The organism is Kiloniella sp. EL199, from assembly GCF_900313065.1.
In the GTDB taxonomy this organism is placed as follows: Bacteria; Pseudomonadota; Alphaproteobacteria; order Kiloniellales; family Kiloniellaceae; genus Kiloniella.
Genome location: NZ_OMPU01000006.1, coordinates 207,995 through 222,037, shown reverse-complemented (window position 1 = coordinate 222,037; position 14,043 = coordinate 207,995). Strand labels below are relative to the sequence as shown.

Below are 14,043 nucleotides of genomic sequence, written 5' to 3'. Positions count from 1 at the left end.
ATGGTAAATTTTTCAAACAAAGTTCCCTTTTTATGGGTAATATTAACACTTGTCCCGGCAATCATGAGCTGTACTTCTCAAGAAGGCTTCAGAACAACGGATCCCAAAGAACAAACAATCTCTGCTGGAAATAATTTTTTAAACACCGGTAGATGGAAACCCATTAGAGGCAGCCAACGAACTCAAGCTTTTGAATATGTTGCAACTGAAGGATTCTACATCCCCGAAAATCAAATTGAAGTTTCCATTTTAGAAAAAGAGCTACAAGATTTTATTAAAAATTATAATATTAGCACAAACGATATAATACTTTTAGACGGAATACGGACAGCTCAAGGAGCTTTAACCAATGATTCCCAAAATGCCATTAACCGCCTGAAATTCTCTCTGCAAGACCTTGGCTATAAAAGCACAATACCAGCCAGGCAAATAGCTATACTAAGCCCCGGAATACACAACTCTGCCGTCATGATTCACAGAAAAATTATCGTAGCACCAGAATGCGAAATAAAATCACATCCCAGAAGCACTCGCCCCACAAAACGTGCACTTGGTTGTGCACAAGAAGTAAATTTAGCCAACATGGTCGTTTCCCCGACAGGGCTTGATGGAACAGCACAAATGACATCTGCTGATTCAACCGCATCTGCTCTTGGAATAGACAGGTACCGTAAAGGTGAAATCACACCGCTTCTCGATACATTGAGTACAAGCGGCATTTCGGAATAGGCACTGTTAACTATGGCTTCTAGTGATATTGATGACATCTTTGGTGATCAGGATACGGATTTGGATACAGTTCCTGAACTTGTTGCATTTGTGAGTGATGGTCAAACACACGACGTAGCACTCTCTGTTTCCAAACACCTGGGGTACGCCGCAGAAGTAAGGGACGGGCAATGCCAGGATGCCATGTCATATTTGGCTGACACCACTTCCTCGCCCCGTTATTTACTTATTGATATAGGAAGCGACGAACTATCCGCTGCTACCTCAATTTTTTCTCTGGTCACTGCACTACCAGAGAACACAAAGCTAATCGCTGTAGGAACAGTTAATGATATTGGTTTTTATAGGGAAATGATTGAGATTGGCGTTTCTGACTATTTGCTAAAACCATTAACAGAAAAAACGCTCCTAACAGCACTGCATAACGCAGATAAATCCAATGTTGTTTACATAACTCAAGAAGACGAATTAACAACGGCACAAAACAATAAGACTATCGTTTTAGGTGCTCGTGGCGGCGTTGGCGCCAGCACGGTCGCTGTAAATTTAGCATGGGCACTTGCAGAAGAAACCAAGATCAAGACAGCCTTATTAGATATGGACATTGAATATGGAACTGTAGCTCTGACCCTTGATGTGGAACCAACTCGTGGCCTGAGAGAAGCGCTTGAAAACCCTGAACGACTGGATAGTCTCTTTATATCCAGCACAACAGCCAAATTATCAGAAAATCTTGCCATTATGGCAACAGAAGAAAATCTAACCGAAGATCTGTCTTTTTCCCATGATGGTATTGCTATCCTAATGGAAGCACTTTCACGTGAATATCAACAGCTTATCGTCGACACGCCCCGTTCCGCTGTAAACCTCAGAAAAAATATCCTGTCAGAAGCTGGGATCGTCGTTCTTGTCACAGAATATAACCTACCCTGCCTGAGAGATACAATTAGAGTCCAAAGTGCAATCAAATCTGCAAATGAAGATTGTGAAATAGTTTTGCTGGCCAATAGGACAGGCCCTCATCATTCAGCAGTCCCTAAAACTGAATTTGAAAAAGCGCTGGGTGTTAAAATCGACTTAGAAATACCGGAAGATGTCAAACTCTGCATCAAAGCAGCAAACAACGGAAAGCCAGCTCTGGCTTTAGAACCAAAATCAAAGTTATCCAAAACTATCGTAACTCTCGCCCAAAAAATATCCCCACAGATATCAACACAATCCAAAACGGCACCTTGGCGTAAATTAATTGGTCTGAAGTGATGCAGCAAGAACAAGTCGTTAATGAAAAACAAAGCGATCAGTTAAAAGAGCTTTTAAAGACAAGCCTAGCTGACAAATCACCTTCTGTAATGTCACGCCCGGAACTAAGTCTGAAAATAGGACAAACAATTACCGAAGAACTTGAGCGGCAAAGCAGCCCATTAAATCTATTACAAAGACGCTCTCTCATCACAGATTTAATTGACTGGTATGTAGAAAACACTTCGCAAGAACAGCAGGACGGATCAGAAGCAGAGGTTGTACCTGTCGCGTCTCTCTCTAAGTTCGAAAACAGGCCCTACCCGATAAACAAACCCAAACAACCAACAGGTACTGAACAACAGGCAAGCTCAGCTTCGGGCACCATTGAAGAAGCAAAAGCCTTGATACAGCCCAAGGTTATGGATCGTCTGGATATTTCAGCGGCCTCAAAACTTCCTAAAGAAGAACTGTCTTCTCAATTAGGAGAAATCGTCGGAGAAATTCTGTTTGAAGACAAGCTGAGGCTGAATGCGCCGGAAAAAGCTGCTGTCATAGAATTGATACTGGCAGATATGCTTGGCCTTGGTCCACTAGAACCATTACTCGCTGACGAAGCCATCACTGATATCATGGTAAATGGCCCCAATCAGGTTTTTGTTGAAAAAGGAGGCAAGCTTCAACTCACTGATGTTACATTCAGAGATAATGATCACGTCATGAATGTCGCCAGAAGAATTGTTGCACATGTTGGGCGGAGAGTAGATGAAACGACCCCACTTTGTGATGCACGCCTTGCTGATGGAAGCCGTGTGAACATAATTATCCCTCCCCTGGCTATCGATGGTTCTTCCATATCTATCCGAAAATTTGCCAAACAAAGCATCACTCTTGATGTCATGAAAAAGCAAAAAAATATCTCTCCCGAGATGGCAACAGTTATGAAAATTGCTTCTCGAAGTCGTCTCAACATTCTCATATCCGGGGGTACAGGCTCAGGAAAGACAACTCTTCTGAATGCCTTATCGCAAATGATTGATCATGGCGAACGTATTGTAACAATTGAAGATGCTGCCGAATTGCAATTACAACAACCCCATGTGGTACGATTGGAAACCCGCCCTCCTAACCTTGAGGGTGAAGGGGCAATTACCATGCGAGATCTTGTCAAAAACTCTCTGCGTATGCGCCCTGATCGCATTATATTAGGTGAGATCCGTGGTTCAGAAGCCGTTGACATGCTCCAGGCCATGAATACCGGGCACGACGGATCACTTGGCACTGTCCACGCCAACCGCCCACGCGAAGCGCTGACTCGTCTTGAGAACATGGTAGGTATGGCAGGTATTAATTTGCCAGCCAAAGCAGTAAGAACCCAGATAGCTGATGCTCTTGATATGATTATTCAAGTCTCAAGAATGAGAGACGGTATGAGACGTATAACCCATGTCACTGAAATTATCGGCATGGAAGGAGATATTGTAACAACACAAGACCTTTTTACTTTTGAATTCAAAGGAGAAGATGAACAGGGCAAGCTTATAGGTGAATTCAAATCAACAGGCCTACGACCTTACTTTTTTCCAAAAGCCGAATATTTTAGTCTGGGCAAACACCTAATGGATGCAATGGGATGATTTCTTTCTTTCGCAATATTGCTTCTGGTCAGGCAAGTGATCTTGAAATAATGACTGCCATAGTCGTTGTTTTATTCCTCTTCTTCATCCTGTTGTATCTGATTCTAAAACCTGACAACAAACAGGTAAAATCAAGAATTAACAGAATTGTTAATAATACTAAGGGTGATTCTTCGTCAAACACGGCACAAATTAGTATACGACGTCAAGCCGAAGGAAGTGGCAACGTTAAGCTGGATGAGCTTATACACCGATTAACACCCAAGCCCGATTTGCTACGAGAAAACATGCAAAAAGCTGGCTTGCATCCCAATTTGGGACACTTATTAATTATCTCTATTTTTATAGGTATCATTTCTTTTGCAAGTTTCCAGTTTACAACAAAATACCCCCCCTTTCTTGGTGTTTTGTTTGGGATCGCTTTTGGCTTGAGTGCACCTCATTTTGGTCTCTATGTTTTAAAAAAAAGGCGACAAAAGAAATTCCTTGCCCTCTTTCCCGATGCAATTGATTTAATGGTGAGAGCCTTGAAAGCAGGCTTGCCAATTACAGAGGCTATCAAAAATTCGGGAGAAGAAATTGCCAATCCTGTAGGTATCGAGCTTTCAAAGGTTACCAATGGTGTCAAAATCGGAGGAAAACTCCCTGATGAACTCCAGAAAGCCCAACATAGATTGGGCCTCCAAGAATTTCAGTTTTTTACAGTTGCCCTATCAATACAAACAGAAACTGGTGGTAATCTTGCTGAAACGCTTGCAAATTTATCTGATATCCTGCGCAAGCGGAAACAAATGCAGTTAAAAATAAAAGCAATGTCTTCTGAAGCCAAAGCTTCAGCTTATATTATTGGCTCACTTCCCTTTATTATGTTCTTTTTGATTTATTTAATGAATCCTGAATATGCCACTGTTTTATTGACAGATCCCAGAGGTCAATTTGCACTTGGCCTAGGATTATTTTCAATCGCTCTGGGCTGCGGTATCATGTATAAGATGGTTAAGTTTGAGATATGAATTTATCTGACTTCATACCTTCGGGATTTACCGAGGAAGAATTCCTTATTCTTAGTGCAAGCTTAACTGTAGTCGCTATATTTTTTGCCATTTGGTATTCGCTACTGGTCAAAGATCCCAGCACAAAAAAAACAGCCGAAATGGCCAAGCTAAGAGATGGATTAAGAAAAGATTATCTTACCCCCAGACATCGTAGAAGCTTGACCCCTGCATCAGCAACCTTCATGAGACGGGTTGTTGATTATTTCAAACTTATGAAGAATGATCAGGCAGAAAAGTATGCCTTCTCACTCTCTCAGGCAGGCAAGCGTACTCCGGAAGACCTTTATCGCTATCTCTTCTTTAAATTAGTCTCGCCTTTAACCGGCGCAGCAATTGCCTATCTTTATATTTACGTATTAAAAGCTGTTGAACTTCCACCATTAGGGCAAGCCTTTGCAACTATTTCAGTAACACTCTTCAGTGCAAAACTGCCAGACATACTTCTAAAAAATACAATAATGAAACGGCACGAGTTGATTAAAAAATCACTTCCCGATGGTCTGGACTTAATGGTTATATGTACAGAAGCTGGCCTGAGCCTTGACGCAGCCTTTGCCAGAGTATCAAAGGAAATGATCAGTGCAGCCCCGGAACTTTCCGATGAACTGTCCTTAACATCTCTGGAGCTGGGCTTCTTACCAGACAGGAAAAAAGCACTGAATAACTTGTCAGCCAGAGTGGATATTCAGATGATGCGAAGCTTGGTCAATGCACTTATTCAGTCTGAAAAATTTGGTACACCGTTATCTCAATCCCTGAGGGTTATGAGTGCAGAACTAAGGCATGAACGCCTCATGAAAGCTGAAGAAAAAGCTGCCAAATTACCAGCAATTATGACAGTCCCAATGATTGTCTTTATTTTACCACCGTTAATTATCGTCTTACTTGGCCCCGCGGTAATACGCGTGATTGATAATTTCATAAACAGATAAAAGCATCTTGTTTGTTCTTTATATATGAAAGAACGACATAAAGCTTATTGTGCTTCTATTTGCACGGATTCAATTGTCTCAACTGGGTTTTGTGCCTCGGCTCTGATTCCAGTATCATTATCGGCCAACGATGACGAATTGAATTTCGTCGGTGTTAGAGAATTAAAATACCTCATCCGCTTTGCCACATCGGCATCATCCATATCTATACGAGATGTTTGCTCTGCGGCATCAAGATCACCAGAAAGAGTATAGGCCATCGCCAATATTTGACGATGCTGTACCGTTGCTTTTGGATTTTTCGACAGAGGGTACAAAACAGCCAAAGCTTCGTCATGTCGTCCCTCGTAGGACATTGACAAACCATAATTACTTTGAAGAGTCAGATTATCCTTATCAATCGCAAGACCTTCTTTGTAATATTTTTGCGCAGTTTGGCGTTGCCCTTTTTTATCGTAGGCAACCCCCATTGCGTTTAATAATTTGGGGGTCTTCTCTATTGCTAATCCTTCGGAAAATTGCTCAATCGCCAGGTCTGTTTGCCCTCTTGCCAGAAAAGAAAGTCCAAGCCCGCGTTTCGCTTCAAGATTAGTTTCATCTACAGCTAGAACTTGTCGATAGGCTTGTCCAGCAGCCAACGGCTCCCCTTTTTTACTGAGGATAGATCCAATTCGTAACATTGGTTCGGGATTATCAGGGTTAAGCTCAAACACACGCTGATAAAGCCCAATAGCAGTCCGATAATCACCCCTATTATACGTTGCTTCTGCAACATCAAAAATTTGTTGAGATTCCTGATCAAGTCCCTGGGTGTCAGTCGGCTCAACACTGCCTTGCGCAACTTCTTTTTTGGGAAGCTTAATACCGACCGCATTTGAAATATTATGCATGACAGAGCAGCCAGATAATACAAAAGATATCCCCCCAAGGATCACAATCCTTTTGGCAAAAAATAAGGACATATCAATTCTCCGTTCAGAAGCATAAAACCAGACTCGTGCTAAAATAGCGGAGATCTACTTAAACTTTAGTTAAGTATTAACCCTAAGACAGTAATCACAGTTATAAAGCTGGATAAAACTCAATAAGAAATATCAAAAAGCTCTTCAGGTTCGAGATAAACAGAGCCAACAAGATGTGTCAGGTTATAGTTCTTATCTATTTCCGGGCTCGGCGCGATGTTCCAAATCCACGTCTGATCAAGATTGTTGAATTCCAGGCCATAAAGCGCATTATCTCTTATGCCCGTCCCTTCCGGCTCTTCAACAGCAGATACGTGGCGCTCCAGATCTGTAATCAAAAGTACAGGCGCGTTACTACGCTCCAACCATCTGAGATGATCAGTAACGATTTTACGGCAACAGCTTTTCAGCTCATCATCGTCCTCATCAACACCTGCCTTTATCAGCCAGTTCTGAATATTTATTGGGAGTTGGGATAAAACATTACAGGAAATAACAAGATCGGCGTCTTTAAGTAGATCACCAGGTGGGATTGATCGGATTTCTTTTACATCAAAACCTGGATTGAGAGGTTCTAGTGAAGTAATAAGGCCAGTTAAATCCACTTCAACCAAAGTTATGCGAGAACTTGTTTGGGCTTTTTTGCGTATGGATTTTAGAAATACAACATCGACCAAAACAACAGATTCAAACTGACGTTCCAAATCATCCAATGGAACATCGTACCCCGCCCCGGCACCGAGAATAATTACTTTCTTATGCTTTGAAGCTTTACTAATGGCAGAAAATATTTCAGATCGGGTATTTTCAAGATGGGATTTCCATGCAGACTGGCATCTTCGATGTCTGGCATCTATTGCAATGGCTTCATGTAGATAACCGAAGCGTTTGAATTTACCCTCGCACTTGGCAAAAAGAAAACTGAACGCTTCGGATAGCATCTATAAACTCTTATAACTGGGCAAATCAGGGATAATCACAACGATCGCCAACAACCTGAACAAAGCCTTTTGCACCAGTCTTCAAAGTAAATCTATATTCAGATCCATTTACGACAATAGATTTATGTAATGGCAACTTACCAGACAACTTGATCGCTTTTCCGCCAAGTGTCGTAAAGACAAAATCCAACGGCTTGGCTGGGTCATACCATGCTTCAACTTTATTTTCAGCATTGTATGCAGACTCACCTTTGGCCGTAATTGTCACACTACCGCGCGCAAAACTGACATTATCATTAACACCTGTATAGATCGGTGTGTTCACATAAAAACGTTTTTCAACAGGATTGTTATCACATACACGTTTGTTTTCTGCGCTTGCAATCAAGAATTTAAGACGATCAAGAGAAACCCCGTTCTCAATTTTTTTCTGTAGATCTGTGACGATAACTTTAAGCTCGCCCGTTGGGACATCTTTTTGATAACGATTTTCCCAACCTGCAGCGGTTTCTTTCGTCGCCTCCAGGTTATTGTTGAGTTCGTCTCTCAACTCCATAAGCTCCTGGACAGTTTGTTCCAACTCTTTATTTTTATCGTTCAGGGTTATGACCTTGCGATTGGCCAGTTCCAGGCCGGCCCGATAGGAATACCAGCCTGCTGCACCAATAAGAATTAACGCTATTGCCCATTTGAAAACCGCCCAACGAAAATTGTTTGAACGACGGCGACGGGTTTCACGAAGACCGAGAGACATCGAAATTTTTATCCATACTTAATTGTGTTAAGGTCAAGCTGCGCCTCTACTACGCGCCTAACCGTTGATATACAACAAACTTACTGAATGGCAACTCTAAATTACAGCTTTTGCCTTGTTGAGCAAAGTAAAAGACGACAATAGAGAATACCAACAGAATAAGATTGTGATTTACCTACCATAATAGATATTTCGAAAAATATACCCTAGTTGTGTCCATTCCATGGCAAAATGGTATAGTATGGCATTAAACTCATAACCGCAGTTTAAGGGAACCGCCAATGGCAGAAGATGATATCAAGGAAAAAGTCCTCAATGATCTAAGATCCCTCCGCGGCAAACTTGACCCTGAAATCTTACGAGAAGTCGAACTTCGAATGAACGGGCAAGTTCCCTATGACAAAGAATCAGCACGGAAAACGGTAGAGCTTTTTCTTCATGCCCGTCACGATCAGGGAGCTTTTGCAGAAAAGGTTCTCAAGGCTCTAAAAGTCAAGGATCAGGAAAAAGATGATAAATAACGCAAGTTTACTAAATTCATTAACACTTTAATGAAGTCCAATTTATCTAGAAACGGATGACAGGCCTTTACCAATTGCCTATATAACTCTTTCTTCAGGAGAGTTATGTGAACGATACATCAAGATTTATTGCTATTATTGGGGGCGGCCCTGCTGGCCTTATGGCCGCGCATAAATTACTGGAAATGGGGTATAGAGTTCACCTCTATGATGCCAAACCCTCTGTTGCCAGAAAGTTTCAACTTGCGGGTCGTGGCGGCCTTAATTTGACGCACAGCGAACCTCTTGATGTATTTGCCACCCGTTATTACGAGAATGAAGCCCGCTTCACCACTCTCTTAAAGAAATTCACGCCAAATGATTTAAGAGATTTCTGCCATGTCCTCGGGCAGGATACTTTTATTGGCTCAAGCGGTCGAGTTTTTCCAACCAAATTTAAGGCTACCGAGCTTTTACGAGCCTGGCTATCTGATCTATCTATTAAAGGCTTAAAACTCTTTACCCGTCATAAATGGATCGGCTTTGATCAACAAAAAAACTTACTCATCGAAGATGCCGAGAACCAGATTATCACTATATCACCCCAAGCAACTCTTCTTGCCCTTGGTGGCGCTAGCTGGGGGAAATTAGGCTCTGACGCGGCATGGGTGCCAACCCTAACCAAAGAAGAAGTCAACATAGAACCGTTAGAAGCGGCGAATTGCGGATACGAAACACGCTGGCCGCAATCTGTACCGGAAAGCTGTTTTGGATCCCCCCTCAAGAATATCACCCTCACGCATGCAGACAAAACAACAAAGGGGGAAATCATGCTTTCCTCGTATGGTCTGGAGGGGGGCGCTGTTTATGCTCTTAGTAAATCAATCCGTGAAGCAATAAATAAAGATTTATCAACAACTGTCCTGATTGATCTGAAACCCAAACACAGCAAAGAACGATTGACAAAAATTCTCGAAGAAAGAGAAAAGCATCTACCACTTGGGAAGTTTCTCAAACAAGAACTGAGATTATCATCATTCAGCCTAAGCCTTCTCAAAGCCCTGACCAGCAAAGAAGAATTTAACTGCCCAAAAGCTCTCTCTGAAAAGATAAAATCTCTACCTGTTAACCTCTATAAAGCAAGACCGATTGACCGGGCTATCTCTACAGCAGGCGGCATTAAGTTTGACGCTTGCACGGACGACTTAATGCTGAAACGTCTGCCGGGTATTTTTGTTGCAGGGGAAATGCTGGATTGGGAAGCACCAACTGGTGGCTATTTACTTCAGGGATGTTTTTCCATGGCAGTACATGTCGCCCAAGGTGTTGATCATTACCTCCGTGAACAGTCTCAAGAAATCTAACACCAGATCTTCAGAAACAAAAAAACCGGGAATGCTTAACATTCCCGGTTTCCAATACCGCTGAATTCTAGGGTATCTTTTCTCTCAGGCCTTATCCAAGATCACCCCGGATCGCCTTAAGAAGAATGGCAGAATATTCTTCAGGTGAGAACTGAATAGGATTCCCGCCAGCGGAAGGGTCCTGTGTCGCAAGGACGCCAATTTCATCAACCTTGCCTTCGTCGATACCAATCGCAGACAGAGCATTTGGAATCTCCAATGTTGTGCGAAGATCCATTACCCACTGCAATAATCCGTCAAAAGAGGCATCTTTCAGATCGAGACAACGCGCCAGATAAGCAGTCCGTTCTTCAATAACAGAACGGTTCGCAATCAACACATATGGCATCAGAATAGCGTTCAGCATACCATGGTGCGCATCGTAAATCCCCCCAAGTGGGTGAGCCAATGCGTGCATGCCTCCAAGGCCTTTTTGGAACGCTGTCGCCCCCATGCTTGATGCGATCATCATATCTGAACGGGCAACAAGATCAGTACCATCTTCAACAGTTTTCACCAAAGATTTCTGGATCAGGCGAATACCTTCAACCGCTATACCGTCAGCCATTGGGTGATATCCCGGTGCACAGAATGCTTCCAGATTGTGAGAAAGAGCGTCCATCCCTGTTGCTGCCGTCAATTTAGCAGGAAGACCCACAGTTAACTCTGGATCATCAATAACAACAGATGGCATCATCTTCGCATGAAAAATGATTTTTTTAACGTGTGTTTCTTCGTGTGTAATTACAGAAGCACGACCAACTTCTGAACCAGTACCAGATGTAGTTGGTACGGCTACGATTGGCGCAATCTTGTCTGCATTGGCGCGTGTCCAGTTATCACCAACATCTTCAAAATCCCAAAGCGGGCGATCCTGCCCAACCATCAGGGCGACAGCTTTTGCAGCGTCCAGGCCTGAACCACCACCAAAAGCAATAACACCATCGTGTTTGCCTGCGTGGTAGTAAGAAACACCATCCATGATGTTTTGACCAATAGGATTCGGTTTGATGTCGCTGAAAACATCACAACCAAGACCAGCTGCCTTACATGTTGCAACAACGTCAGCAACCATTGGCAAGGCAGCAAGGCCTGCATCAGTAATAAGAAGAGGATTGCTCATTCCAAGGCCACTGCAGACATCTGCAATTTCCTTGATGCGACCGACACCAAAACGAACACTCGTCGGGTAATTCCAATTACCCTGCATATTTTCAATTTTATCGTTCACGGTTTTTCTCCGTATGAAGTGGAAGGCGTTACGTTTTTCACGTATTTGCTTATTTACCGAACCCCGGGGGTTCGAACGAAGATATCTATGACAAAAATCGACGAATTACCAACAAATAAATCTTCAAGCATTTTCCATCATCACAAGGCGTACATGATGGCGAAAGAAAACACTTGAAGATCATTTAGTAAGGTACAGTTATTGTTTTATTTTTTCCATCTTGGGGTCAAACAGTGCACCAAAATGAATTTCACATTTATGGCGTACTGTCCCCACTTCCAATTCATACTCACCAGATTCTAGATAGGTTCGATCTACCCCACCCTGATTACGCACATAGCCATAACCAATGTTCTTGTTAACACTGAACCCAAAGCCTGCTGATGTTAACCAACCAACCCGCTCACCATTACGATAGATCGTCTCTCGCCCCAAGAGGATGACATCAGCATCATCAATTGTGAAACAGCACAAACTCTTTTTGACGCCCTCTTCCAGTTGAACTTCTAAAGCTTTTCGACCTTTAAAATCGATGTTCTTTTTCAATTTACAGGCCCAGGCCATGCCTGCTTCTAGCGGGGTATGATCAGGTCCAATATCTGAAGCCCAAGCACGATATCCCTTTTCCAAACGCAAGCTTTCAATCGCCCGATATCCGGCATTGCCAATACCGTATTCCTCACCGGCAGTCATCAAGGCATGATAAACATTAATGGCAAACTCTGTTGGAATATGAAGCTCCCAACCCAGCTCGCCAACATAGGTAACCCTGAGAGCCATAACTGGCGCCCCAGCGACACCGATGGTTTGCATTGTGCCAAAGGAGAAACTTTCGTTTGAAAGATCATCAGAAGAAATCTTCTGCAATACTTTTCTTGCATGAGGTCCCATCACAGAAAGAACGGAATAACCAGACGTTACATCAACAAGCTGAGCATTTAATCCTGAGGGTATATTTTTCCTGATCCAGTCAAAATCATGCGTGGCATAACCTGTGCCCGTCACAATATAAAACTCGTTTTCGGACACACGAGCCACCGTCAAATCACACTCGATACCACCGCGATCATTCAACATTTGTGTATAGATCAAAGCGCCTGTTTCTTTAGAAACATCATTAGCGCATATCCAGCTCAGGGCTTTTTCAGCATCCGGGCCAATCAATTTAAATTTTGCAAATGAAGATTGATCAAAAACAGTTACATTAGAACGAGTTAAATGATGTTCTTGACCAACATTCTCAAACCAGTTTTGACGCTCAAACGAATAAATATCCTTGGATTTCTGTCCTTCTTTGGCAAACCAGTTTGGCCTTTCCCATCCCAGCTTCTCGCCAAAACAGGCGCCTTGGTTTTTGAGCACATCATACAAAGGAGATCTGCGATTTGGTCGACCAGAAGAATGTTCTTCAAAAGGCCACGCCATTGTATAGTGCTTGCCATAGGCTTCTAACGTACGTTTACGCACCCAGTCGGTATCAAAATGAGCACGACCAAACCTTCTGATATCCACAGGCCACAAATCGTATGGCGGTTCGCCATTGACGACCCATTCGGCCAAAGCCATACCCGCCCCACCGCCAGCAGCGATACCAAAGGCGTTAAAGCCAGCGCCAACAAAGTAGTTTTTCAATTCAGGTGCCTCACCCAAAATGAAGTTCCCATCCGGCGTGAAGCTTTCAGGTCCGTTGATAAGCTCGCGAACACCTGCGGTTTCCAAAGCTGGAACACGTCCCAAAGCAAGCTCAATGAGCTGTTCAAAATGATCCCAATTTGAATCCAGCAAGGAGAAATGAAATTTTTCAGGGAAGCCTTTTGTTGCCCAAGGGATACCATTGGGCTCATACCCTCCCATAACCAAGCCACCAACATCTTCTTTGTAGTAAGTTAGACGATCCGGGTCTCGCAATGTCGGTAAATCCGGGGTAATTCCCTCAATTTTCTCAGTAATCATAAACTGATGTTCAACTGATACCAGCGGGACATTCACACCAACTTTCTTGGCTTCCTGACGCGCCCATTGTCCGCAGCAGTTTACAACTTTGTCACAAGCAATACGCCCCTTTGAGGTGACAACGGCAACAACCTTGCCATCTTCGACCTCAACATCAAGAACTTCTGTGTCTTCGAAAATGGAAACGCCGTTCATCCGTGCGCCTTTAGCAAGGGAAAGCGTAATATCCGAAGGATTGGCCTGACCATCTGTTGACAGGAAAGCCGCGCCAACCACATCATCAATTGTCATCATGGGCCACAGTTCCTGCGCCTCCTTCGGCGTAAGCAACTGCATGTCCAAGCCAAAGGAATGTGCTGTTGTTGCCTGTCGCTTCACCTCTGTCCAACGTTCCTGATTACAGGCCAGGCGTAATCCGCCGTTCATCTTCCACCCCGTTGCCTGTTCTGTTTCTTTTTCCAGATTTTTATAGAGATCAACGGAATATCCCAATAACTGGGTAATATTGGCATTGGAACGCAACTGTCCTACCAGTCCTGCGGCATGGAAAGTAGTGCCTGATGTTAGTTTACCACGCTCTATCAGTATCGTGTCGTTATATCCCATCTTTCCAAGATGGTAGGCTGTGGATGTCCCGACTATACCGCCACCAATGATCACGATACGTGCATCTTTAGGCAAGGCATCAGAGTTTAAATCGGTCATTT

At 43.2% G+C, this 14,043-nt stretch carries 12 protein-coding genes; 7 read left to right on the top strand and 5 right to left on the bottom strand.

Going from position 1 to position 14,043, the window contains the following annotated elements; translation table 11 throughout:
- From D9A03_RS04375 to D9A03_RS04355, 5 genes are read left to right on the top strand one after another with little or no spacing between them, the layout of a single operon-like run.
- Window positions 1-729: a CpaD family pilus assembly lipoprotein gene (locus D9A03_RS04375; protein ID WP_120496003.1), complete on the top strand. Its 729-nt coding sequence runs from the start codon at window positions 1-3 to the stop codon at window positions 727-729.
- 12 nt (window positions 730-741) lie between these two features.
- Window positions 742-1,989 (top strand): P-loop NTPase, encoded by a 1,248-nt coding sequence (locus D9A03_RS04370; RefSeq protein WP_120496002.1) that lies wholly within the window; start codon window positions 742-744, stop codon window positions 1,987-1,989.
- A complete protein-coding gene (locus D9A03_RS04365) occupies window positions 1,989-3,605 on the top strand; it encodes a CpaF family protein (protein WP_120496001.1) in 1,617 nt (538 codons plus the stop codon). The genes D9A03_RS04370 and D9A03_RS04365 overlap by 1 nt, the downstream gene beginning before the upstream one ends.
- On the top strand, window positions 3,602-4,618 hold the full coding sequence (locus D9A03_RS04360) for a type II secretion system F family protein (RefSeq protein WP_120496000.1): 1,017 nt from the start codon (window positions 3,602-3,604) through the stop codon (window positions 4,616-4,618). The genes D9A03_RS04365 and D9A03_RS04360 overlap by 4 nt, the downstream gene beginning before the upstream one ends.
- Complete coding sequence (locus tag D9A03_RS04355; RefSeq protein ID WP_120495999.1) at window positions 4,615-5,592, top strand: type II secretion system F family protein; 978 nt, start codon at window positions 4,615-4,617, stop codon at window positions 5,590-5,592. The genes D9A03_RS04360 and D9A03_RS04355 overlap by 4 nt, the downstream gene beginning before the upstream one ends.
- A gap of 44 nt (window positions 5,593-5,636) precedes the next feature.
- On the opposite strand, the gene D9A03_RS04350 is transcribed toward D9A03_RS04355, so the two are convergent.
- The 3 genes from D9A03_RS04350 to D9A03_RS04340 all read right to left on the bottom strand — a co-directional run bounded on the left by D9A03_RS04350 (window position 5,637) and on the right by D9A03_RS04340 (window position 8,249).
- On the bottom strand, window positions 5,637-6,554 hold the full coding sequence (locus D9A03_RS04350; protein WP_120495998.1) for a tetratricopeptide repeat protein: 918 nt from the start codon (window positions 6,552-6,554) through the stop codon (window positions 5,637-5,639).
- Between the two features lie 119 nt (window positions 6,555-6,673).
- On the bottom strand, window positions 6,674-7,495 hold the full coding sequence (locus D9A03_RS04345) for a hypothetical protein (protein ID WP_120495997.1): 822 nt from the start codon (window positions 7,493-7,495) through the stop codon (window positions 6,674-6,676).
- Between the two features lie 25 nt (window positions 7,496-7,520).
- Entirely contained in the window at window positions 7,521-8,249 is a 729-nt protein-coding gene (locus D9A03_RS04340) for a hypothetical protein (protein WP_120495996.1), read from the bottom strand.
- A 281-nt stretch (window positions 8,250-8,530) separates the two neighbouring features.
- On the opposite strand from D9A03_RS04340, the gene D9A03_RS04335 reads away from it, so the two are divergent.
- Together D9A03_RS04335 and D9A03_RS04330 are read left to right on the top strand one after the other, a co-directional pair.
- Complete coding sequence (locus D9A03_RS04335) at window positions 8,531-8,770, top strand: hypothetical protein (protein ID WP_120495995.1); 240 nt, start codon at window positions 8,531-8,533, stop codon at window positions 8,768-8,770.
- 107 nt (window positions 8,771-8,877) lie between these two features.
- Window positions 8,878-10,113, top strand: a complete 1,236-nt coding sequence (locus tag D9A03_RS04330) for a TIGR03862 family flavoprotein (protein WP_216825381.1) — start codon at window positions 8,878-8,880, stop codon at window positions 10,111-10,113.
- Window positions 10,114-10,204: 91 nt separating this feature from the next.
- Here the strand turns inward: D9A03_RS04330 and D9A03_RS04325 are convergent, their stop codons facing one another.
- Both D9A03_RS04325 and D9A03_RS04320 read right to left on the bottom strand, forming a co-directional pair.
- Window positions 10,205-11,383: an iron-containing alcohol dehydrogenase gene (locus tag D9A03_RS04325; RefSeq protein ID WP_216825380.1), complete on the bottom strand. Its 1,179-nt coding sequence runs from the start codon at window positions 11,381-11,383 to the stop codon at window positions 10,205-10,207.
- 198 nt (window positions 11,384-11,581) lie between these two features.
- Window positions 11,582-14,041, bottom strand: coding sequence for an FAD-dependent oxidoreductase (locus tag D9A03_RS04320; RefSeq protein ID WP_120495994.1), 2,460 nt, complete (start codon window positions 14,039-14,041; stop codon window positions 11,582-11,584).
- Window positions 14,042-14,043: the final 2 nt, after the last annotated feature.

What these genes read in the sequence shown, in the direction of transcription:
- D9A03_RS04370 (WP_120496002.1), top strand. Translation starts at nt 742, where the DNA reads ATGGCTTCTAGTGATATTGATGACATCTTTGGTGATCAGGATACGGAT.
- D9A03_RS04340 (WP_120495996.1), bottom strand. Translation starts at nt 8,249, where the DNA reads ATGTCTCTCGGTCTTCGTGAAACCCGTCGCCGTCGTTCAAACAATTTT.
- D9A03_RS04365 (WP_120496001.1), top strand. Translation starts at nt 1,989, where the DNA reads ATGCAGCAAGAACAAGTCGTTAATGAAAAACAAAGCGATCAGTTAAAA.
- D9A03_RS04350 (WP_120495998.1), bottom strand. Translation starts at nt 6,554, where the DNA reads ATGTCCTTATTTTTTGCCAAAAGGATTGTGATCCTTGGGGGGATATCT.
- D9A03_RS04360 (WP_120496000.1), top strand. Translation starts at nt 3,602, where the DNA reads ATGATTTCTTTCTTTCGCAATATTGCTTCTGGTCAGGCAAGTGATCTT.
- D9A03_RS04375 (WP_120496003.1), top strand. Translation starts at nt 1, where the DNA reads ATGGTAAATTTTTCAAACAAAGTTCCCTTTTTATGGGTAATATTAACA.
- D9A03_RS04355 (WP_120495999.1), top strand. Translation starts at nt 4,615, where the DNA reads ATGAATTTATCTGACTTCATACCTTCGGGATTTACCGAGGAAGAATTC.
- D9A03_RS04345 (WP_120495997.1), bottom strand. Translation starts at nt 7,495, where the DNA reads ATGCTATCCGAAGCGTTCAGTTTTCTTTTTGCCAAGTGCGAGGGTAAA.
- D9A03_RS04320 (WP_120495994.1), bottom strand. Translation starts at nt 14,041, where the DNA reads ATGACCGATTTAAACTCTGATGCCTTGCCTAAAGATGCACGTATCGTG.
- D9A03_RS04335 (WP_120495995.1), top strand. Translation starts at nt 8,531, where the DNA reads ATGGCAGAAGATGATATCAAGGAAAAAGTCCTCAATGATCTAAGATCC.